Genomic DNA, 20,908 nt, shown 5'->3' on the forward strand with positions numbered 1-20,908 from the left:
AAATTTATAAACCATACATTTTTATAAATCTTTAGTTTTAAATTTTTTAAGTGATAATACAAAAGGAATAATTACCCATATAAATAGTAATAATAATGAAACAGCAATTCCTATTCCATTACCAAAATATTCTTTAAATAAAGCCCCTGTATATCCCATCATTGCAGAAGCATCTAAATGTAATAGCATTTGGATTCTGGCTAAATCAATAGGACTTAAAGAAGTTACAAATATCATTGGTTTTTCTATTGGATAATCTGAGAATTGAAACAATAAAAACAATATCAACCCATCAAAAATTAATGCAAAAAATAGCCAAATAACTATTGAAGTACCAATTCCTCTGGCTTTGTCTCTATTAAAAATAGCACTAAAAAATGCTAAAGAAACAAAAATAGCTGTTATTAAAACCCCTATAATCAACATCATTATTCCATTAAAATCTGGAGCATTAATTAATAATGGTATTCCAGAACCAATTAAAAAAGAAATGATAAGCGAGAGTGATAAACTAATAAATAAACTTATCCATATTTTACTCCTTTTAATTGGCTGACTCACTAACAACTCTATAAACTCAGAGCTATTATATATGTAAATTGTAGCAAATAAAATAGAAACTAAAGGAACCGTAAATAAAATAACATTCAAAATTGTTAGCATTCCTTTTGCTGTATTATCTTCCATTCCAAAAGAACTCCATGATAAAACAGCTAAAATTAAAGTATAAACTAATACAATTTTATTTTTTAAAATATCGGACAATATAATTTTTACTATTCTATTCATTTTAATTTGCTCTTAAAATTTTTGCGATGGCTTTAGAAATTTTATCCTCCTGTGTTTCCTCTTTTAATTCGTTAACTTTTTTATGAAAGAAAATTTTACCCTCTTGCATAAAAATAATTTCAGAAATTAAATCATCTAATTCACTTAATAAATGCGACGTAATCAAAATCAATTTTCCTTTTCCTTTTTCTTTAATGATTTTTTCTTTCAAAACCTCAGCTGCTAAGGGATCTAAACCAGCTGTTGGCTCATCTAAAATCAGAACATCAGGATTAAACATAAAAGCTAAAACAGCACTAATTTTTTGAGTAGTTCCACCAGATAGTGTTCGCATTTGTTTATTTAACATCTTTTCAATTTCAAAATCTCTAAACAAATCTTCATCTAAATTGTCTTTTGAATTGCGAATTTTCTTAACCATTTCGATAATTTCGCCAATAGTCATAGTGTCTGGATAGCGACCAATTTGTGGCATATATCCAATTTTTTCTCTGTACAGATAATCACCAAAAATTGATTTTTGATTAAATTCCATACTCCCAGAATCAGGAATCACCATACCTAAAATTGACTTAATCAAAGTTGTTTTTCCACAGCCATTAGGTCCAATTAAAGCAATACATTGACCAGAATTACAGGATGCAGAAACATTCTTAAGTACTTCCAGTTTTCCAAATTTTTTAGATATATTTTTTATTTCAATCATAATAATGGTAATGGTTTCATTTGTGGCTTATTGTCTATAAAATTATCAGGAGTTATGCTTGGTAATACTTTTTCAGATTTATCTAAAAGTGTAATCATAAAACTTCTAAATAAAAGCATTGCTGAGGGATTATTTTCAATCAGAACAGCAAATAAACTTAGCGGATGATATGGTACATCACCAATTTCATCTTTATTTAAATCATAGCCTTCATATTTATCCCAATAATTAGAGTCAAAAGTATTCAATACTAGACTTCCATTGGTTCCCATATCAAAAGTATTCCCAATGAAATTATTGTTTACAACTTCATTATCCATGCTACTGGCTTGAATTTGCATTGCCCAACCATTAGCATTAAATTGATTTTTCTCAATTTTATTTCGGCTACTACCTTCAACGTAAATAGCTGAAGTATTTGAGTTAAACTTATTATTAAATATGTAACTATCTGTTATATCTTTTAAAAGTAATCCATAAGCTGAAGCACCCCAATTTTCATCAAATGTGTTATTAAACATTTTAACATCTTTAGTATACATTACTGCAACTCCAGCACCATTATTTCTGAAGATATTAGTAATATACGTATCGCTGTGTGAAAACATAAAATGCAATCCATATCTGACATTATTTGTGCTAATATTTCTCCAAATCAATGAATCATATACAAATTCAAAATAAATTCCATCTCTATGACCATCGATACGATTTGCAATGATCAAAATATCGTTAGATTTCCAACAATGAATACCATTTCCAAGCTGTTGTTCCTCTTTTCCATAAGCCTTCAGTGTATTATTTTTAATTGTACACTTTTGGGCATTTTGAAGATAAATTCCAAAAAAATTATCGTCTAAAACATTATTTTGAATCAAAACGTGACTTCTATTATAAACTTTTATACCACAAGGATCTGTAATAGTTGCGTAAGCACATCTTATTATTTTGAATCCATCTACAACTACACTATCAGCGTGTATTGATAAAACTTCATGTTTTTTTTCACCATCTAAAACTGGCAAACCTTTTCCTAAAAAGACAATTCTTTTATCAATTTTTATATTACCCTCCTTATACAATCCACCATGGACTATAAGAGTATCTCCATCTTTAGCTAAAGCAATTCCTTTCTTAACAGACTTAACCTCATGCTTTTTACCTACATGTATAGTGGTTGCTTTAAGTGAGAGTGAAAAAAAAAGTAATATAATTAAGAAATATTTCATTTGATTTTATTTAATTATTTCGCTCCAAGAAATTGGGTTTGCATTATATTTTAATGCTATTTTTTTTGCTTCCTCCTCGGTTTTAACTGCAATTATGTTGCCACGCATTGGGCTGCTAATTTCTCCTCCTTTTACATAAAAGGCATTCTCTGCTGGAATTAAAACATTATTTTGATTAAAATCATGTATGTAAAATGATTGAATATTTGTTGTTAAATTTTCTTTATGATAATTAATCATACAATGTATATCATCAAATTTATATATTCTTCCCTTTGTTGTGATTAACTCTGCTCCAAATTTACCATCTGCAATTTTCATTTTACAAAAATCACATCCGTCTGAATTAAGCTTGATTGGATCAGCTTCTTTAGTTGTACAAGAAATTGATAAGAACAAGATTAAAATATAAGATAGCCGTTTCATTTATATTGATTTTTTAAATTTAAATTCTTTTAAAACTACAACAAATAATAAAATTCCAGCACATGTAAGCATCCATCCACCTATATCTGGAATTGAATAAGCTCCAAAATTCAACAATTGTTTATAACCAATTAATGGAGGCTGATAAGCCATACCTGGTACTTTTATAGCTGCATTAGGATCAAGATTATGCCCATATTCATAATTCCATCTGTAAAAATCAACTCCTGCAAGAATTACAAAAAGAACAAAAGTTATAAGAAAGCCAAAAACAGCTTTTCTATTGTTAATGAATACTAAAATTAGTGAAATAAATGCAAAAATTCCAAAAACATAAGGAAGAACCGTAAATTCAAAAAAATTCTCCGTATGCAAAGTTGCCATTCCGATGTAGTGGTTTAATCCATTTATAATATCAACATCACCGCCAATTTTATTTGCATGAAGTTGTAACATTAATCCTTCAGGATATTGTGGAGCATCTAATTCAATTCTCCACATTGGTACAAATAAAGAGCCAATAAATAATAATCCTACTATTACTAACAAAACTTTAGAAAGTATTGTTAAATTATTTTCTTTCATGATTTCTGTTTTTTATGTTAAAATCATATATTGTTTAAAATAAATTATTGTAAATTTTTCTTACTAAAAGAAAAACAATAATGATTTTTAATTATAGTTTTTAAGTGAAGATTTTTGTTTTATTGGAAGAAAAATTAGGGAGCATTGCTGCTCCCTAAAAAAATTATTTTGTTGAAGAAGCTGGTAAATTTGTACCTAAGCTATAACTAAGAGGAACATTACTTCCTGCAGGAGAAACTCTAATGTATCCTGACATTTCTTGGTGTAATGCACTACAGAAATCTGTACAATAAAATGGAACAATACCAACTTTTGTAGGCTTCCAATTCAAGGTAGAGGTTTCTCCTGGCATAATTAGTAATTCAGCGGTTTGTGCTCTTCTAATTGAGAATCCATGAGGTACATCCCAATCTTGTTCAAGGTTAGTAATGTGGAAATAAACATCATCTCCAACTTTAATCCCTTCAATATTATCTGGAGAAAAATGTGAACGTACCATAGTCATGTAAACATGTACTTTGTTACCTTCTCTTACCACTTTTGTTTCTTTTTCACCTTTAGCTACTCTTGGGTGATTATTTTTTTTAATATCGTAAATTTTTAATTGTCCGTTATTTCGAATCAAATCAGCAGGAGCTGCTTGCGCATAGTGTGGTTCTCCAATAGTTGGAAAATCTAACAACAATTGCATTTTATCTCCACTAATATCATATAATTGAGCAGATTGTGTTAACTCAGGCCCTGTTGGTAAATATCTATCTTTTGTAATTTTATTGTAAGCTATCAGATATTTTCCGAAAGGTTTTTTAGAGTCACCACCAGGAATACATAAGTGACCAACAGAATAATAAGTTGGAACTCTATCTAACACTTTTAAAGTTTTAATATCCCATTTAACTACTTCTGAAGAAACGAAGAAAGTTGTATATGCATTTCCTTTACCATCAAATTCAGTATGCAATGGTCCTAAACCTGGTTTTTGAACTTCTCCATGAAGTACAGAGTTGTATTTTAATACAGGTATACCTTCATAATCACCTTCGTAATCTTTTTTACCAATAGCATTTATCATTTTATCAAAGCTAAATACAGGTATTAAAGCTGCTAATTTACCTGAACCTACGATATATTCTCCTGTTGGGTCAACATCACAACCATGAGGTGATTTTGGACAAGGCATTAAATAACAAATATCTTTCATTGCCATAGCATCTAAAACTAAAACTTCTTCTTTTATTACTGAAGTTCCAGTGTGCGTTTCGTCATTCCAAGTATTATGAGCATACTTTGTTTTTTCAATTTTACCTTTACCTGCTTTTATGTACTCTTCTGCTTTTTTCCAGTTTACAGCCATAATAAAGTCTTTATCTCTTTGAGAAGCATTAACTTCTAAAAGAGTGTTGGCTTGTTCAGAATTATAGCAAGTGAAGAAAAACCATCCATGAGATTTTCCTTTTCCAGCATGAGAAAGGTCAAAATTTACACCAGGTAAACGTAATTGGAAAGATAAATCCATTTTACCTGATTCTTTATCAACTTTAATAAAACTAATATGTCCTTTAAAATTTTCTTTGTAAGTATTAATTGGTACATCACCATTTTCGTAATCACCAGGCACACCAAAACGTGTTCCAGCAACTACATATTCTGTATTTTCAGTAATAAAAGGTGATGAGTGGTTACCAGCAGAGTTTGGCAACTCAATAATTTCAGCAGTTTTAAAACGTTTTAAATCTACTCTTGCAATACGAGGTGTATTGTTTGCATTGGCAAATATCCATCTACCATCAACTTCACCATTAGTTTGTGATAATTCTAAGTGATGTTGATCATCCCAAGGAATAAACCCTTCTGAAGTATTTAACATGGGTTTAGTTTCTTCACTAAAACCCCATCCACTTTCAGGGTCTTGAGAAAAAATAGGAACTACCTTTAACATTCTACCACTTGGCAAACCATATACACTCATTTGACCACTAAATCCACCTGATACGAAATTATAAAATTCATCATATTTACCTGGAGCAACGTATACTCGTTGAGCTGCATCGCCACTCACCGCATCTCCTGAATTTTTGGGTTTACAAGAAGTAAAAAGTGCACTGCTTAATGCAATTACTAAAATTGCTTTTACAAATTTATTTTTCATCATTAAAATATTTAAAATGAAGGACACTAAAACACTTTCACCTATTTTAATGTCCTTTTGTGATTATTTTACTCCATCATTTTTTCTCATATATTCTAAAATACCACGAGCATCATCATCTGATAAACCTTGATTTGGCATACGCACCAAACAAATTTCTAATTGCGCTTGTACTTCAGGGTCTTTATCAATCATTGGATCTGGATTGGTAATAAAGTTCATAATCCATTGTGGTGTTCTTCTTTCAGTAACGCCTTTCCATCCCGGTCCAACTAATTTCTCATCTGTCATTTTATGACACGAAGTACATTTTACACCAGCAGCTTCTTCTCCTTTAGTAGCTAAGGCTTGGTCTAACGTTGCTCCTAATTCAACATTGTCATACTTACCTTCACCGCGTTTAGGGTCATATGATGAAGCATCTGAAGCTTCAGTTGTAGTTTCTTCAGTTGTAGGTTGAGAAAAGTCTTCACCTGCTTCTTCTTTTTTACCACATGCAACTACAAATGCAAATGATAGAATTAATAAAAATGATTTGTTCATGATATTTTAATATTAAAATTATTACTACAAATTTCAGACAAAAATGTCCTTAAAAGTATGACTGTAATCATAAAAAAGACATAAAACTCTTTAATTATAATGTTTTTATTAAACAAAAATAGTTACTCTTAACAACCTCAAGAGCAACTATTTAAAATTAAAATATTATTTAAAAATAATGCAAAAACTTATGCGTGTTTTTTGGAATTCTGAAATTTAAAATCAAACAAATGGCATATAAAATGTATTTCATTTATAACTTTTTGTTGGCTTCATTATTGCAAAAAACTTATAATAATATAATTAAAATAAATCCCATCAAACCACCAAAACCTAATATCAAATATTTCCAAAAAGGATGTGCTTTTTTTAATTCCATAAACTGAAAAGCTACTAACCAAAACTTAATTAAAGCTAAAGTCACAACCGTTGTTGCCATGATTTCCGCACTTACATTTAATGCTAAAAAAGCAGCGATTACAGTCAGTGCCAACAACAAAATAAACGTAGAAGAAATAGTATCTCGCATAATCTAACATTTAAAAAAGTAAATAAAGTACTGGAAATAAAAGCAACCAAATTAAATCGCACATGTGCCAAAAACTCGCACTTGCTTCGATATCTTCAAAGGAAGCTTCGGTTTGTTTTTTCTTGATGGAAAATGTAATTAGCAATAAAATTACCAATCCCACCAAAACATGTATAAAATGAAAACCCGTTAATAACCAATAAAATCTAAAAAACGAATTGTAATCCATGTGCAATCCGGCTTCTAATTTTTCGTAGTATTCAAATGATTTTAAAACTAAAAATCCGAAACCTCCAACCATTGCCCAATTGAAATAAAACAATGCCTTTTTAATGTTAGCGGCTTTAAAAAAATGAATCCCTTTAGCTACAAAAAAGCCACTAGTTAACAACAGAATCGTGTTTATAGTTCCTATTGTTTTATTCAATTTTAAGCTACTGCTGTGAAATAATTCACGCTCTTCCGAACCGTAATAGGCTAATGCTAAAATCGCCATTCCAAAAGTGATGAGTTCTAGATAAATGATTATCCAGATTAAAATGCCTCCTGGTGGATAATATATTGATTTTGTATTGTTCATGATTGTAATAATTCGACTTTTCCAGTGTGTAAATCGTAAAAAGTTCCTACTATTTTGATTTTTTTCTTGTTGACCAATTCTCTAATAATTTGACTTGATGACAAAATATGATCTATGGTTGAAAGTACGTTTAATCGTCCTGTTTCATTTGATAAATGTTCTGGTAGCGGATACGTTTTATGTTTACTAAAAGCAACTTTAATTTGATTTGTTAACTGTGTAAGATGCCCTAAGTTAACATTGTCAATTGCTCCTTGTACCGCACCGCAATTAGAATGTCCTAACACCACCAATAATTTGGTACCCTTTACTTGAACTGCATATTCCATACTACCCAAAATATTGTCATCTTCAATATTTCCAGCTACTCTGGCAACAAATAAATTTCCAATTCCTTGATCAAAAACAATTTCTGGCGGTACTCTCGAATCTATACAAGACAATACAAAAGTGTGAGGATGTTGATCTTTTTCTGCAAAATGTGCTTCATCGATAAAATTTTGATGTAGTAATTCATTATTAACAAATCTTTCATTTCCTTGAATCAATTCTTTTACCGCTTCATCCGCAGTTTTTGGCGTATGATGATGGTCAATTGTTTCACAAGAAAAAATAAAAAATGTGAAAATGCTGAATAAAATGGTAGTTATACTTCTCATAATTTTCTAATTAATTATTTTCATTCTAACAATCGTTTTTCGCCATCAATTTGCTTGATTTCTGTTATATCTTGAGACATTTCGATTACGCCTTTGTATCTTTTTTGTTCATCTCTAACTGCGAAATAGCGAATATAAATCAGGCGTTCTTTGTAATTTATCCAGAAGGAAACTTCATTTTTTTCTCCTTTTCTAAAGGCTTCTAAAATTTGTAAAACCGTATCCACACTTTTCGGTGGATGACAAAAACGAACTTCCCTGCCAATAATTCCAGCACTTCTTGGAAACACACGTTCTTCTCCTCGATTGTAGAAAATTACTTTATCGTTTTCATCAACATAAGTTAAATCAATAGGTAGCGTTTTAAACATTAAGTTTACTTGTTCTACCGTCATATACCCTTCATCGTAATGCGCTGCTTTTTCGTCAAAAACAACATCCGTTTTTCGTTCCATATCTTGTGATGGATGAATGTATTCCGATTCTTTTGGGAATTTTGGTGGCGCTTCGGCTAACATCCAACCAATTTCTTCTTCTCCTTTTCGCATTTTAATCCAATCTTCTTCAGATAATAAATCCAACGCATTCGGAAACAAAACATTTTCTTCTACCTCCAATAAACGATATAAATTTTGAGATATTAAATTGGTATTGTGTTTGGCTGAAGTAAAATCTTGGTCTTCCAAATTTTTTCTGACTATGCGAAACATTTCTCTAATCGTATCATGAAAAGACCACATATTGCGTGATGGTCCAGTCCAACCTTTTTGCTCTAAAAACGGAAATAATTGATTTTCTTTTCGTTCAAAACGTTTTTCAACTGTTGCTAAATGATTAAAAACATTATAGAATTTCTGAAATTCTTCTTTAGGATTAATCGTATTTAATTCTTTCAATAATTGATGAATCAAATCGGTTTCTAGGAAATAAGTATGAATGGGATGCCCTTCAATCTCTTTTGTATGTGTTTCAGTTACTGACATTTTATTGATGTTTGATTTTCTCATAAAGTTTTACCAATGATTTTAGTAAAGCTTCTGGAGAGGTTAATATTTGATAATGATTTTGACCGAACATTTGCGGTAAGTAATATTTGGCTTGCGCTTCAATCGCTAAAGCATACGAATTGATTTTTCTCTCGTTAAGCTCTCGCAAAGCTTGTTTGATGTCTTGTATGCCGTGTTGTCCTTCGTATTTATCGTAGTCGTTTGGTTTTCCATCAGAAAGAACGATAATCCATTTGTTCTTGGCATCCAATTGATCCATTCTAGCTCCTGCATGACGTAAAGCAGGACCAATTCGGGTATAGCCATTTGGTTCTATCGCTCCGATTTTATGTTTGGCTTTGTTCCAACTTTCATTGAAATCTTTCAAAGTGAGATAGGTCGTGAAATTTCTGGTTTTAGAATAAAATCCGTCAATCGCAAAATCAATGTCGAACTCATGTAGAATTTCTCCAAATAAAATAGAAACTTCTTTTTCTACATCAATCACCCGATTTCCTGCGGCATAACCATCGCTTGAAAGACTAATGTCTAGCAAAACCAAAATTGCAATGTCTTTGTTTTTCTTTCTTTGGGATAAATAAATACGTTCGTCTGGCGATTTTCCAGAATGAATGTCGGTATATAAATCGGTTAACGCATCTAAATCGAAGGCGTCACCTTGTAATTGTCTTCGTTGTTGTTGCATTTTATTATTCACGCTGGTAAGCATTTTTCGTAAACCATTTAAAGTGGTTTTATACTTCGACATTGTATTTTTATAATAAGTTGAGTGTGTTTTGAGTTGGGTTTTCGGATATACTTTACAGAAATCTGTTAAGTAATTTCGTTTTTTGAAATCCCACTCATCATATTTTAAATGGAATCCCTTTTCATCAACCTCAGCACTTTCGGAAATAGAAGTATTTTCTACAAAATCTGCTTGATATACGGAATGTACCATATCGTCAACACGAACGGTAAACTTCATATTCATTTCTTCTAAGGCTTCTTGATGTTGTTCTAAATCATCGGCACCATCAAAATCGCGCCAATTTCCGTTGAATTCTTCCGCAGTTTCAATTTTCTCAAAACTGTGCATTAACACGTAATCTTCTTGTTGTTTTTTGTCAATCGTAAGCGATTCAATTTCTTCTACAGCTTTAGCATGAAGTGTGGTTTCGGCTACAACGTTATTTTGGATTTTTTTTGTGGCGTCATCAAAGTTTTTCAACACATTTTCGTCTTCAATTTCGGGTGTGTTTTTCATCCATTTTCCGTACAACCAAAAATAATCAACGGTTTGGTCTTTTTTATTAACTGGCAATTTTGGCACTGCATCATAATAAAACTCTTGCATGGATGGATAATCTTCAAACATTTTTCCAATAACTAATGGGGCAGTTTCAAAAGCTTTTTCTAAAGAAAGTTCGTGTGAATTTTCTTGGTTGTCCCAATTGAAATTCAATTGCTTTTGAATACTCAAGTACACGGTTCTGAAAATATAGAATTTTAGGTTTTCTTCTTTTGTTGGAAATAACGAGCAATTAATTGGTAGGAAAAAGTTTTGGTTTTTATAGCCACCTTCACGTTCGGCAGGAAAAATTTCGATTGGAGCACCAGAAATGGCTCTTGCAAAAAGAGTCAATCTTGGTTTAATATCGGACAAGTTGATTTGACGGCTAAGAGTTTCAACATCATTTAGTCGTTTATTTTTAAAGTATTTAAGTACTTTTTTATAAATAATCTCATCTAATTCAAAGCCCATTTTTTCAATTCTTTTAAATCATTAAGTCACATAAATCTTTCAAAGCTTCAATGGTTTCAGTTTCATCTGTTAAAGGTTCTACCACTGCTACGTGAACGGCTAATCTTTTTGGCAAACCGTTATGAATCAATTTGGCAGCGTCAACTAATAATCGAGTAGAAACGGTTTCGGTTAAACCTAATTCGGTAAGATTTCTAATTTTTGTTCCGATAACGACTAACTTTTGAGCAATATCGGCTTGAATTCCAGTTTCGTTAATTAGAATTTCGGTTTCAATTTTTGGATTTGGATAATCGAATGAAAGTGCTACAAATCGTTGACGAGTGGATGGTTTCAATTCTTTGAATCCTTTTTGGTATCCTGGATTAAAAGAAGCAACTAAAAGAAAATCAGGATGTGCTTTGATGGTTTCTCCTAATTTATCAATGAAAAGTTCTCTTCTGTGATCGGTTAAGGAGTGAATGGCTACGATGACATCTGGACGTGCTTCGGCAACCTCATCTAAATATAAAATATAACCGTTTTTTACAGCTATCGATAAAGGTCCATCAATCCAAATGGTTTCAGCTCCTTTGATAATAAAGCGTCCAATTAAATCAGTTGCTGAAGTTTCTTCGTGACAACTCACAGTGACTAATGTTTTATTCAGTTCATTAGCCATATATTCGATAAAACGGGACTTTCCTGAGCCTGTTGGCCCTTTCAATAATAAAGGTAATTGCAATTGGTTGATTTGATTGAAAATTTCAATTTCAGAACCTACTGCTTTATAAAATATGTTTTTTTCTGCTACTATCATGACAATTTATTTTAAAAAAACCGAGATCAAATGCTGGCAGCGACAACTCTGGGCACTTGGTCTCGGTTGGCTATTAATTGTATAATTCTAACCTAAATAATTAATAACTATTCTTCTTTTATTAATGCTTCATCTGTGGGTTTACCATATTTGATAAACTCAATAATGAATAAAGTAATTCCTGTTGTAAAAAGGGTTGCACAAAGCAGTAATACAACAAAGTGAATTGCAATTTCATTTTGAACATCCATGAAATCTAATTTCATTTTACGTTCTAAATATACTTGAGCTACACCTGCTACTCCGAAAGCTACTGTCATTCCTAACATTCCCACATTTGACAACCAAAAAGCCATATGACCACTTGTATTGTTGTAGCGTTTTCTTCCTGTTAAATTGGGCAACGCATAGCTGATTATTGCTAAAACAATCATAGCATAAGCACCCCAGAATGCGTAGTGACCGTGCATTGCTGTTACTAATGTTCCGTGTGTGTAAAGATTCGTTTGTGGTAATGTATGCGCAAATCCTAATAAACCAGCTCCTACAAAAGAAACGATAGAAGCACCGATAGTCCAGAATAAAGCAATTTTGTTTGGATGAGATTTTTCTCCTTTTCGGTACATATATACTGCGAATAATGCCATCGCTAAAAATGCTAACGGTTCAAGTGCTGAGAAAATTCCACCTACAATTAACCAAATTTTATTTACTCCGATGTAGTAATAATGGTGACCTGTTCCTAATAAACCTGAAAGGAAAGTCAAACCTACGATTACATATAACCATTTCTCGATAACTTCTCGGTCAACACCAGTAAGTTTGATTAATAAGTACGATAAAATACCACCCATGATTAATTCCCAAACTCCTTCAACCCATAAATGTACTACCCACCAACGGAAGAATGAATCCGTAACTTGGCTATCGAACCAAATCATACCTGGTAGATATAACAATGCTGCGAAAACTAATCCCATTGTTAAAACTAATGCGGTAGTTGTACGTCTTTCTGCTTTATATAATGTTCCGAGGATTAATCCTAAGAATAACAATACATTCACTACAACTAAGAAGTCTAATTCTCTTGGGATTTCTAGGAATTTTCTTCCTTCCCAAATATTAAAGTGAAATCCTACAATTGCTAAAACACCGACTAAGGCAAGAGAAATCAATTGTAAATAAGCTAATTTAACATTAATCAATTCTCTTTGAGCTTCTTCAGGAATAATATAATATGCGGCTCCCATGAAACCAGTTAATAACCAAACTACTAATAAATTAGTGTGAACGGCTCTCGCTGTATTGAACGGAATAAAGTCATGAAGACCATCCATTCCAATTCGGGCAAAGCCCATAATAAAACCATAGATAATTTGTAATGCAAATAATAACATGCATAATCCAAAGAACCAATACGCTACTTTTTGTGATTTATATTTCATAACTCTATATTTTGGATTATTTTTTGTCTTTAGCTAAAGGAGAAACCACTCGATCAAAACCATTCAAATCAATGTTGCCAATCCATTTAAAGTAAGCGACCATCGCTTCTGCATCGGCATCATTCATTTCGTATTTGACCATTTTTCTGCCTTTTGGCCCCCAAGGAACAGGAGATTGTAAAACGGCTTTTACGTAACCTTCTCCTCTTCTTTCGATTACTTTGGTAAGTTCTGGAGCGTAATAGCCTCCTTCCCCAAGTATGGTATGACAACCCATACAATTATTCGATTCCCAAATTTCCTTTCCTCGAATAACTTTTGCATCAATCTTATCATGATAAGTTTGATCATTTTTAGGCATGAACGAGTAAATGGTTAAGCCAATAAAGACTAAAAAGGTTACTACGGTTCCACCTAAAAAAAATGCTCGTGCTTGTGATTTTGATAACATATTTTAGATATTAGTTAGAAATTATCAAGGATGTTTTTGTCCTTTAATTAAATGCAAAATAACTGCCAAAAAAAAACATTGGTTATGATTCAAATCATAGTATAAAAATTAAATTAAGGATAAATTTGTCTTTTATTAAAACAATATAGTATTATGGTTATAGATTCAAATAAAACAGTAGGAAACATAGTAGCAGACGATTATAGAACTGCCAGTGTTTTCAGTCAGCTAGGTATCGATTTTTGTTGTAAAGGAAACCGAACAATCGATGAAGTATGTGCAAAAAAAGGCATTGATAAATATGCGCTTTTAGAGGAATTAGAACGTGTTACGGCAAACAACAACAATCAAGGAATCGATTTTAAATCTTGGGAATTGGATTTATTAATTGATTATATTGAGAAAAAACACCATCGTTATGTGGAAGAGAAAATTCCGCAATTGCTTTCGTTTTTAATTAAATTAGAACAAGTTCACGGTGCTCAACATCCAGAGCTTTTTGAAATTAAAAATTTATTCAAAAGAAGTTCCGATGAATTAACCCAACACATGAAAAAAGAAGAGTTAATTCTGTTTCCATTCGTTAAAAAAATGGTAGAAGCGAATCGAAATAACACTCCAATCAACAATCCTGGATTTGGTTCTGTAGCGAATCCAATTGCAATGATGATGGAAGAACATGAAAATGAAGGCGAACGATTTGAAAAAATTGTGGAACTTTCAAACAATTACACTCCACCAGCTGATGCTTGCAACACGTACAAAGTAACGTATCAAATGTTACAAGAATTTGAAGCCGATTTACATGCGCACATTCATTTAGAAAATAATATTTTGTTTCCAAGTGCCATTGTTTTACAAGATAAGTTTTATTAGTTAATTAGGTTCTTTAAACGGAGTCGTTTTGCCAAACAGAGCGACTCTTTTTAAAGTAAAAGGACTACTAATGTATTTTAGCAGTCCTTTTTTAATTAAAAATAACCCATTTATAATTAATTAACCTATTTTTTATATGTAAACAATTGCGGATTAAATGATACCATTACCCAAGCCCAATTGTTACAATTGTTGTTATTTCCTCCTTTTAAAATTTCCATAGTGTTGCTTCCAAACATTTTAGAAACACCTCCAGAAATTATAAAGTTTTTATCTAATTTATAAGTCCCTGTTATATCGATTTCTGTTCCTAAATAATTGTCTTGTTGTTCTAAAGTAGTCATGTTGTAAACTGATGCCGAACTATAAAATAAATGTGGAGATAACGTTACTTGCCATTTATTTTTATCGTAAATAAACTTAGTGTAAACATCTTGCAATCCTACTGAGTTTTTATGATTTCCGACGTAGAAATAATCCATTATACCATTGAAGCCGTGGTTGGTTCCAAATAATGGTGTGAATGATTTTACTTTAGTATCGGTATCATTTTGATCTTTACCTGATAAATATTCGAAACCTAATTCGGCTTTAAATGAATTGGTGAATTTGTATCCTAAATTAAATCCCGCATAATACGCATCAACATATACTTTATCGTTAGTAACAGCAGCTTCACCTGTTTGAGCATACAAACCGAAATCACCATAGAATTTTGAAGTATCCCATTTTCCATAAGTTCCGATGGTTTGTAAATACGCTACTTGGAATTTATTTTCGGTTAAATTTTCATATTGATAGCCATTATTCAACGCTAAAAAGCTTAAACTTAGTTTTGAAAATTTTTGGTTGAACCAAATAAACTGCATGTTTTTATAGTTCGTCACATATGCTGATTCGTAAAGAGCTTCATTGTTATTATTCAACGCAGCTCCGAAATCCATTTGGTAGTTATTTTTCTTATTTGTAACCAAAACTGCATCGTGACTTTGACCTTGTTGTAACCAATCGATTCCACCCATAATTCTTTGATTATCGTAAGAAAGCACTTGTCGACCGAATTTAGCTGTCCAGTTTGTATTGAAATCATACGAAATCCAAGATTCGAATAACGCTACTCCGTTTTTATCTGATGGAGAAGTTGTAGCCACATCACCCCAAACTCTAACATTTTGAAATGATAAATTGGCTTTGAATTTCTCTTGTTTGTAAAAGAAATTCATCCTCGAGCGTTGGGAAACAAATGAAGTTGGATATAACTCATCTTTCATTAATTCTTTGAATCCGTTTCGGTATTCAAATCGAGGTCTAATTTGTAGGTTGACGTCTAACTCTTGAGCAAAAGAACCTGCTGTCGAAATTGCAAAAGCAACTGCAACTAGAATTTTATTATGAAGTTTCATTTTTTATTGATTTTTTTTGGGGAAGCCACTACTCTACTTTCGCTGCTTCTTCTTTGATTTTTGAAACCGTTTTATCGTAACTAACTCCTAAACCTTCTTGTTGGAATGCTAATTCACCTTCCGCATTAAATACACTGATGATATTGGAATGTGAGAAATCTATTGGAGATATTTTTTTATAATTTACTGCTAAAACTGCAGCGAATTCTCTGGTATTTTCTTCATTTGAACGCAAGAAAACCCATTGATTTCCTGTCATTTTATTTTCGATAGAGAAATCTTTTAGACGCTTTGGAGTGTCAACCGTTGGGTCGATGCTTACTAAAACCAATTGCACTTTATCTTTGTATTCTTTCGGAATTTTAGATTCAATATTTCGCATATCAGCTACTAATCTTGGACAAGCTGATTTGCATGAAGTATAAATCATCACCATAACTAATACTTTTCCTCTTAATTCTTTGAGTTCAATATCTTTTCCGTCTTGATTGGTCCATTTTTCAGGCAAATTATAAATTGATAAATCGGTTATAGGTTTATCTTTTATATCTTGTTTTTCTTCTTTTGAATTGCATCCTAAAATAAAAAGAGAGGCAATTACTAGTAAAATCATCTTTTTCATAACTTATTTTTTTAATAGAAAACTCAATTAGAGATGTTTTTAGCACATCTGAAGCCTAAATTTTTTGTAGTATAATTCGCTTTTATACTGCCTCTAAAAGCATAACGCATAAAAGCGGCATAATTCATTAAATCGGTGGCATTAACAGAACCGCTTCCGCAGAACAAATCTTTATCGGTATCTTTATCTTTTCTGGATTCTCCTGATAAAAAGATGCTGTTAAAATCGAAAGTCCATTCCCAAACTAAACCATGCATATCGTAAACACCCCAATAATTTTTGAATGTTTTTCCTACTGAATTATTATACGTTTTATTTTTTTCGTACCAACTCAAAATATACTTATTGAACTCTTCTCTAGTTCTGGCATCTTTTCTTTTTTCGTCAGCCATGGCGACATATTCCCATTCATCTAATGTTGGTAGTCTTTTACCTTGACACTCACAATATTCTTTTGCTGCAAACCAAGAAACATTTGTAACTGGTGCATTTGAATTTAAATTCCCAAAACTCAAATCTCCACTCCATTCATATAAATAAGTAGTATTGGCAAAAAGACGTTTGATTTTTGATTTTCGGTAAGCCGAATTGGTTTTTAAGAATTCTAAATATTCTTGATTTGTAACCGGATATACATCTAACAAAAAGGATTTGATGTAGACTGGTTTTTTATCTGCAGTTCCATATAAAGGAACATAACTCCCTGCTCCTATGGTTACCATATCTTCGGATACCTGAGAAAAAGAAATGGAAACCCAAAATAATAAAATTAGGCAGTAGTGAAATCGTTTAATAAATTGAGCTTCCATTATATAATTTTTGTATTAATGTATGTCATTATTAGACTTCGGAGCTGGTTTTGCTCTCTGTGTCTTAACCATTTCTGGAGTAACTTTCGTTTTGTTATTTCCCCAACTGCTGTATACATAAGTTAAAACATCTGAAATTTCTTGGTCTGTTAAATTTTGACTTGTCATTACTGAATTGAATTTTTTTCCATTAACTGTAATTTCACCACTTAATCCATGAAGTACTGCATTTATTGCTCTATTTGGATCAGCATTTAAGAAATCAGATTTAGCTAAAGGAGGGAACGCAGAAGGGATACCTTGACCTTCTGATTGGTGACAAGCAAAACAAGTTCTTGAATAAATATTTTTGCCATCAGTTATTTGTTGTGCAAGTGTTTTATTCATCACAACATCTTTTCCGTTTCCGGATTTTGGCATATTTTGAATAGTCCCTCCTTCTGGATGATAAATTCCCTCTTGAGTTGTTCCTGAATAAATTTTAGAATTTTCGGCACCTTCAACTTTTAACATTCCTAAGGCTCCTTTATTAAATGCCCTGAAAATAGAGTGATCTACTAAAATGAAAGTTCCTGGAACATCTACTTTGAATTCTACAATAGCTGAACCTCCAGCCGGAATTAGAGTTGTTTGAACGTTTTTATTAATCATATCACCTCCTTCGATGTGAACTTTGTCAAAAATTTCCCCAATAACATGGAACGATGAAACTAAATTTGGACCACCATTACCCATATAAATTCTAACAGTTTCACCTACCTTTGCTGTTAAAGCTTTATCACCTGTTAAAGCACCAACTTTACCATTAAACACAACATAGTCAGGATGTTCTTCCACGGCTTTTGTCATGTCAAAAGGTTGCAAACCTGGCTCTCCATATTTCCCAGTAGTATAAAAATCTCCTTGCATTACATAGTATTCTTTATCTACAGGAGGTAGACCTCCTTCAGGTTCTACCAAAATTAAACCATACATCCCGTTTGCAATATGCATTCCCACAGGAGCTGTAGCACAGTGGTACACATATAATCCTGGATTGATACATTTGAAATTAAAAGTTTTTTCATGACCTGGTGCTACTAATGAAGAAGCAGCTCCTCCGCCAGGTCCTGTAACCGCATGTAAATCGATGTTGTGAGGCAGTTTGTTGTCTGGGTGATTTTTTAATGTAAATTCTACTTCGTCACCCACCCTTGTTCTAATGAAACTTCCTGGTACGCTGCCTCCAAAAGTCCAGTAAACATATTTTACACCGTCAGCCATTTCACCTTCGATTTCTTTAATTTCCATGTTTACTATTAATTTTTTTGCAGAACGATCTCCAACTGGCTTGGGTACAAATGGAGGAGCTGTTAATTCTGCAATCATTTCATCACCAACTGAAATATCAGCATAGTTAGAATTTTTGTCGTTGTTCTGTTTACATGCAATACTTGTGATACAAGCTACAAATACAACAATAGATTTTTTAATAAGATTACTCATGATAAAAGTTTTAGTTTTTTTTGGTTATAAACAGTTTTTTATTACTGTTTTATGAAACAAATTTAAAAGACAAAAACATCCTTTAATATGACAAAAATCATGTTTGATAAAAAGTTAAAAAAAAATTAAAAAAGATTATTCTAAAAAAAAATAATTACATTTGTTAACCAAATGGTTAAACTATATAATTAAACAATATGGATAAAATTAAAACTGAAAATACAGAAACTGAAATATTAATAGCTGCAAAAGAAATATTTCAGCAAAAAGGAATGGCAGGTGCAAGAATGCAAGAAATAGCAGATAAAGCAAAAATTAATAAAGCATTATTGCATTATTATTATAGAAGCAAACAATTATTATTTGAAGCCGTTTTCAAAAGTGCTTTTTCGCTTTTAGCACCACAATTAAATAAAGTGCTAAATGATGATAGCGATTTATTTGAAAAAATAAGAAAATTTACTGAAAATTATGTCTCGTTTGTAATCAAACATCCCTATTTGCCAAATTTTGTAATACAAGAATTAAATAAAAACCCTGAATTTGTTCAAAAGCTTCGCTCTGAAAAAAATTTTCCTTCCATTGAAAAATTTAAACTTCAAGTAAGTGATGCTATAAATCAAGGAATTATTAAACCAATCGAAGCCGAACAGTTATTTATCAATATTATCTCTTTAAATATTTTTCCTTTTATCGGAGAACCGCTATTGATGGCGCTTGTTAATGTGGATAAAGAAAGCTACAATAAAATACTAGAAAATAGAAAAACGGAAGTGGCTGAGTTTATCATTAATTCAATAAAAATATAAATTATGAAAACTAAGTTAATCATACTGATAGTATTGTTTATATCAATATATGCAAATGCACAACAGACTTTAACCTTGGAAGATTGTTACTCATTAGCTACAAAAAATTATCCTTTATCAAAACAAACAGGTTTATTAGAACAGAAATCAAGTTATGAAATTGACGCATTAAGCAAAGGAAAATTACCAAAAATCGATGTAAACGCACAAGCAACTTATCAATCTGATGTGATTGGATTACCTACTTCACTTCCAGGGGTTCAATCTTTAAATAAAGATCAATATAGAGCAACTTTAGATGTAAATCAATTAGTGTACAATGGTGGAATAATTGATGCAAATGCAAAATTAAAAGAGGCACAAACCAAAACACAACAACAACTAATAGAAGTTAGTTTATACCAAATAAAAACTCGAATCAGTCAATATTTCTTTTCTATTTTGTTACTTCAAGAAAAAAAAGAACTACTATCTTCAAAAAAAGAGTTATTAATTTCCAAAGTTAAGGAAGTGAAATCGGGAGTCAAATTTGGAGCAATTCTTCCGTCATCAGAACTGGTTTTAGAAGCAGAAATTATTAAAATAGACCAGCAATTAATAGAAATTAAATTCGAAAACATCAAATTATTAAATAATCTTTCTGAATTAACTTTTTCTGATATTGATACCGAAACAACTTTAATACAACCAGTATCATATCCAAATAGCACTAATTTAACAAGACCTGAAATTGCTTTTTATGATTTACAAAATCAGCAATTAGAGTTCTCAAAAAATGTTCTATCTAAATCAAATCTTCCAAAAATAAATGCTTTTGGTCAAGCGGGTTATGGTAATCCCGGATTAAACATGTTAGACAATTCTTTTCAAACATTTTATGTTGTTGGCCTAAAAGCGAATTGGAATATTTTTGATTGGGGCAAAACCAAAACAGATAAAAAAGCATTGGATATATCTAAAGAAATAGTGACATCTGAGAAAGAAACATTTGAATTAAATAACAAAATACAATTAGAAGAGCAAGATTTTGAAATTAAAAAATTAGAACAACTGCTGCTTTCTGATACCGAAATAATTCAAATACGTGAAAAAGTTATTAAATCCTCAGATGCTCAATTAAAAAATGGTGTGATAACATCGTCTGAATATCTTATAGAATTAACCAATTTATTTGAAGCAAAAAATATTTTGAAAACGCATGAAGTTCAATTAGCAGCAGCTAAATCAAATTACGAAATAATTAAAGGAAAATAAAATAGTACC

22 protein-coding genes are annotated in these 20,908 nt (G+C 31.4%); 3 read left to right on the top strand and 19 right to left on the bottom strand.

Annotated features, from left to right (window positions below):
* Positions 1–21: 21 nt before the first annotated feature.
* The 15 genes from M9Q43_RS06730 to M9Q43_RS06800 all read right to left on the bottom strand — a co-directional run bounded on the left by M9Q43_RS06730 (position 22) and on the right by M9Q43_RS06800 (position 13,641).
* Positions 22–789 (bottom strand): ABC transporter permease, encoded by a 768-nt coding sequence (locus M9Q43_RS06730; RefSeq protein WP_262318185.1) that lies wholly within the window; start codon positions 787–789, stop codon positions 22–24.
* 1 nt (position 790) lies between these two features.
* Complete coding sequence (locus M9Q43_RS06735) at positions 791–1,495, bottom strand: ABC transporter ATP-binding protein (RefSeq protein ID WP_262318186.1); 705 nt, start codon at positions 1,493–1,495, stop codon at positions 791–793.
* Positions 1,492–2,724, bottom strand: a complete 1,233-nt coding sequence (locus M9Q43_RS06740) for a nitrous oxide reductase family maturation protein NosD (RefSeq protein ID WP_262318187.1) — start codon at positions 2,722–2,724, stop codon at positions 1,492–1,494. The genes M9Q43_RS06735 and M9Q43_RS06740 overlap by 4 nt, the downstream gene beginning before the upstream one ends.
* Before the next feature lie 6 nt (positions 2,725–2,730).
* The gene (locus M9Q43_RS06745) at positions 2,731–3,150 is read right to left on the bottom strand and encodes a nitrous oxide reductase accessory protein NosL (protein ID WP_262318188.1); all 420 of its coding nucleotides are present in this window, start codon (positions 3,148–3,150) and stop codon (positions 2,731–2,733) included.
* Complete coding sequence (locus tag M9Q43_RS06750; protein WP_262318189.1) at positions 3,151–3,735, bottom strand: hypothetical protein; 585 nt, start codon at positions 3,733–3,735, stop codon at positions 3,151–3,153.
* Positions 3,736–3,898: 163 nt separating this feature from the next.
* Complete coding sequence (gene nosZ / locus M9Q43_RS06755) at positions 3,899–5,884, bottom strand: Sec-dependent nitrous-oxide reductase (RefSeq protein WP_262318190.1); 1,986 nt, start codon at positions 5,882–5,884, stop codon at positions 3,899–3,901.
* Positions 5,885–5,947: 63 nt separating this feature from the next.
* Entirely contained in the window at positions 5,948–6,427 is a 480-nt protein-coding gene (locus M9Q43_RS06760) for a c-type cytochrome (RefSeq protein ID WP_262318191.1), read from the bottom strand.
* Positions 6,428–6,716: 289 nt separating this feature from the next.
* Positions 6,717–6,956 carry a cytochrome C oxidase subunit IV family protein gene (locus M9Q43_RS06765; protein WP_262318192.1) on the bottom strand — a complete coding sequence of 80 codons (240 nt, stop codon included), beginning with the start codon at positions 6,954–6,956 and terminating at the stop codon, positions 6,717–6,719.
* Between the two features lie 10 nt (positions 6,957–6,966).
* Complete coding sequence (locus tag M9Q43_RS06770) at positions 6,967–7,536, bottom strand: cytochrome c oxidase subunit 3 (RefSeq protein WP_262318193.1); 570 nt, start codon at positions 7,534–7,536, stop codon at positions 6,967–6,969.
* Positions 7,533–8,195: a carbonic anhydrase gene (locus M9Q43_RS06775; RefSeq protein ID WP_262318194.1), complete on the bottom strand. Its 663-nt coding sequence runs from the start codon at positions 8,193–8,195 to the stop codon at positions 7,533–7,535. The genes M9Q43_RS06770 and M9Q43_RS06775 overlap by 4 nt, the downstream gene beginning before the upstream one ends.
* Before the next feature lie 20 nt (positions 8,196–8,215).
* Entirely contained in the window at positions 8,216–9,178 is a 963-nt protein-coding gene (locus M9Q43_RS06780; RefSeq protein WP_262318195.1) for a DUF438 domain-containing protein, read from the bottom strand.
* A gap of 1 nt (position 9,179) precedes the next feature.
* A complete protein-coding gene (locus M9Q43_RS06785; RefSeq protein ID WP_262318196.1) occupies positions 9,180–10,946 on the bottom strand; it encodes a nitric oxide reductase activation protein NorD in 1,767 nt (588 codons plus the stop codon).
* A gap of 13 nt (positions 10,947–10,959) precedes the next feature.
* Positions 10,960–11,745: a CbbQ/NirQ/NorQ/GpvN family protein gene (locus M9Q43_RS06790; RefSeq protein ID WP_262318197.1), complete on the bottom strand. Its 786-nt coding sequence runs from the start codon at positions 11,743–11,745 to the stop codon at positions 10,960–10,962.
* A gap of 107 nt (positions 11,746–11,852) precedes the next feature.
* Positions 11,853–13,190, bottom strand: coding sequence for a cbb3-type cytochrome c oxidase subunit I (locus tag M9Q43_RS06795; protein WP_262318198.1), 1,338 nt, complete (start codon positions 13,188–13,190; stop codon positions 11,853–11,855).
* Between the two features lie 16 nt (positions 13,191–13,206).
* The gene (locus M9Q43_RS06800; protein WP_262318199.1) at positions 13,207–13,641 is read right to left on the bottom strand and encodes a c-type cytochrome; all 435 of its coding nucleotides are present in this window, start codon (positions 13,639–13,641) and stop codon (positions 13,207–13,209) included.
* Between the two features lie 153 nt (positions 13,642–13,794).
* Here M9Q43_RS06800 and ric point away from each other — a divergent pair, with 153 nt between their 5' ends.
* Positions 13,795–14,517, top strand: a complete 723-nt coding sequence (ric, locus tag M9Q43_RS06805; protein ID WP_262318200.1) for an iron-sulfur cluster repair di-iron protein — start codon at positions 13,795–13,797, stop codon at positions 14,515–14,517.
* Positions 14,518–14,642: 125 nt separating this feature from the next.
* Here ric and M9Q43_RS06810 read toward each other — a convergent pair whose 3' ends face one another.
* From M9Q43_RS06810 to nirK, 4 genes are read right to left on the bottom strand one after another with little or no spacing between them, the layout of a single operon-like run.
* Positions 14,643–15,920 carry an alginate export family protein gene (locus M9Q43_RS06810; RefSeq protein ID WP_262318201.1) on the bottom strand — a complete coding sequence of 426 codons (1,278 nt, stop codon included), beginning with the start codon at positions 15,918–15,920 and terminating at the stop codon, positions 14,643–14,645.
* A gap of 28 nt (positions 15,921–15,948) precedes the next feature.
* Positions 15,949–16,542: an SCO family protein gene (locus tag M9Q43_RS06815; protein WP_262318202.1), complete on the bottom strand. Its 594-nt coding sequence runs from the start codon at positions 16,540–16,542 to the stop codon at positions 15,949–15,951.
* Between the two features lie 23 nt (positions 16,543–16,565).
* A complete protein-coding gene (locus tag M9Q43_RS06820) occupies positions 16,566–17,351 on the bottom strand; it encodes a formylglycine-generating enzyme family protein (protein ID WP_262318203.1) in 786 nt (261 codons plus the stop codon).
* A 15-nt stretch (positions 17,352–17,366) separates the two neighbouring features.
* On the bottom strand, positions 17,367–18,836 hold the full coding sequence (gene nirK / locus M9Q43_RS06825; RefSeq protein ID WP_262318204.1) for a copper-containing nitrite reductase: 1,470 nt from the start codon (positions 18,834–18,836) through the stop codon (positions 17,367–17,369).
* A 197-nt stretch (positions 18,837–19,033) separates the two neighbouring features.
* On the opposite strand from nirK, the gene M9Q43_RS06830 reads away from it, so the two are divergent.
* A complete protein-coding gene (locus M9Q43_RS06830) occupies positions 19,034–19,645 on the top strand; it encodes a TetR/AcrR family transcriptional regulator (protein WP_231843189.1) in 612 nt (203 codons plus the stop codon).
* Between the two features lie 3 nt (positions 19,646–19,648).
* Positions 19,649–20,899, top strand: coding sequence for a TolC family protein (locus M9Q43_RS06835; RefSeq protein ID WP_262318205.1), 1,251 nt, complete (start codon positions 19,649–19,651; stop codon positions 20,897–20,899).
* Positions 20,900–20,908 lie beyond the last annotated feature (9 nt).

Origin of the sequence: Flavobacterium odoriferum (genome assembly GCF_025499515.1) — a bacterium.
Taxonomy (GTDB): domain Bacteria; phylum Bacteroidota; class Bacteroidia; order Flavobacteriales; family Flavobacteriaceae; genus Flavobacterium; species Flavobacterium odoriferum.

Excerpts from the sequence above, each read along its gene's own strand:
- M9Q43_RS06730 (WP_262318185.1), bottom strand. The coding sequence starts at position 789 with ATGAATAGAATAGTAAAAATTATATTGTCCGATATTTTAAAAAATAAA.
- M9Q43_RS06735 (WP_262318186.1), bottom strand. The coding sequence starts at position 1,495 with ATGATTGAAATAAAAAATATATCTAAAAAATTTGGAAAACTGGAAGTA.
- M9Q43_RS06740 (WP_262318187.1), bottom strand. The coding sequence starts at position 2,724 with ATGAAATATTTCTTAATTATATTACTTTTTTTTTCACTCTCACTTAAA.
- M9Q43_RS06745 (WP_262318188.1), bottom strand. The coding sequence starts at position 3,150 with ATGAAACGGCTATCTTATATTTTAATCTTGTTCTTATCAATTTCTTGT.
- M9Q43_RS06750 (WP_262318189.1), bottom strand. The coding sequence starts at position 3,735 with ATGAAAGAAAATAATTTAACAATACTTTCTAAAGTTTTGTTAGTAATA.
- nosZ (WP_262318190.1), bottom strand. The coding sequence starts at position 5,884 with ATGAAAAATAAATTTGTAAAAGCAATTTTAGTAATTGCATTAAGCAGT.
- M9Q43_RS06760 (WP_262318191.1), bottom strand. The coding sequence starts at position 6,427 with ATGAACAAATCATTTTTATTAATTCTATCATTTGCATTTGTAGTTGCA.
- M9Q43_RS06765 (WP_262318192.1), bottom strand. The coding sequence starts at position 6,956 with ATGCGAGATACTATTTCTTCTACGTTTATTTTGTTGTTGGCACTGACT.
- M9Q43_RS06770 (WP_262318193.1), bottom strand. The coding sequence starts at position 7,536 with ATGAACAATACAAAATCAATATATTATCCACCAGGAGGCATTTTAATC.
- M9Q43_RS06775 (WP_262318194.1), bottom strand. The coding sequence starts at position 8,195 with ATGAGAAGTATAACTACCATTTTATTCAGCATTTTCACATTTTTTATT.
- M9Q43_RS06780 (WP_262318195.1), bottom strand. The coding sequence starts at position 9,178 with ATGTCAGTAACTGAAACACATACAAAAGAGATTGAAGGGCATCCCATT.
- M9Q43_RS06785 (WP_262318196.1), bottom strand. The coding sequence starts at position 10,946 with ATGGGCTTTGAATTAGATGAGATTATTTATAAAAAAGTACTTAAATAC.
- M9Q43_RS06790 (WP_262318197.1), bottom strand. The coding sequence starts at position 11,745 with ATGATAGTAGCAGAAAAAAACATATTTTATAAAGCAGTAGGTTCTGAA.
- M9Q43_RS06795 (WP_262318198.1), bottom strand. The coding sequence starts at position 13,190 with ATGAAATATAAATCACAAAAAGTAGCGTATTGGTTCTTTGGATTATGC.
- M9Q43_RS06800 (WP_262318199.1), bottom strand. The coding sequence starts at position 13,641 with ATGTTATCAAAATCACAAGCACGAGCATTTTTTTTAGGTGGAACCGTA.
- ric (WP_262318200.1), top strand. The coding sequence starts at position 13,795 with ATGGTTATAGATTCAAATAAAACAGTAGGAAACATAGTAGCAGACGAT.
- M9Q43_RS06810 (WP_262318201.1), bottom strand. The coding sequence starts at position 15,920 with ATGAAACTTCATAATAAAATTCTAGTTGCAGTTGCTTTTGCAATTTCG.
- M9Q43_RS06815 (WP_262318202.1), bottom strand. The coding sequence starts at position 16,542 with ATGAAAAAGATGATTTTACTAGTAATTGCCTCTCTTTTTATTTTAGGA.
- M9Q43_RS06820 (WP_262318203.1), bottom strand. The coding sequence starts at position 17,351 with ATGGAAGCTCAATTTATTAAACGATTTCACTACTGCCTAATTTTATTA.
- nirK (WP_262318204.1), bottom strand. The coding sequence starts at position 18,836 with ATGAGTAATCTTATTAAAAAATCTATTGTTGTATTTGTAGCTTGTATC.
- M9Q43_RS06830 (WP_231843189.1), top strand. The coding sequence starts at position 19,034 with ATGGATAAAATTAAAACTGAAAATACAGAAACTGAAATATTAATAGCT.
- M9Q43_RS06835 (WP_262318205.1), top strand. The coding sequence starts at position 19,649 with ATGAAAACTAAGTTAATCATACTGATAGTATTGTTTATATCAATATAT.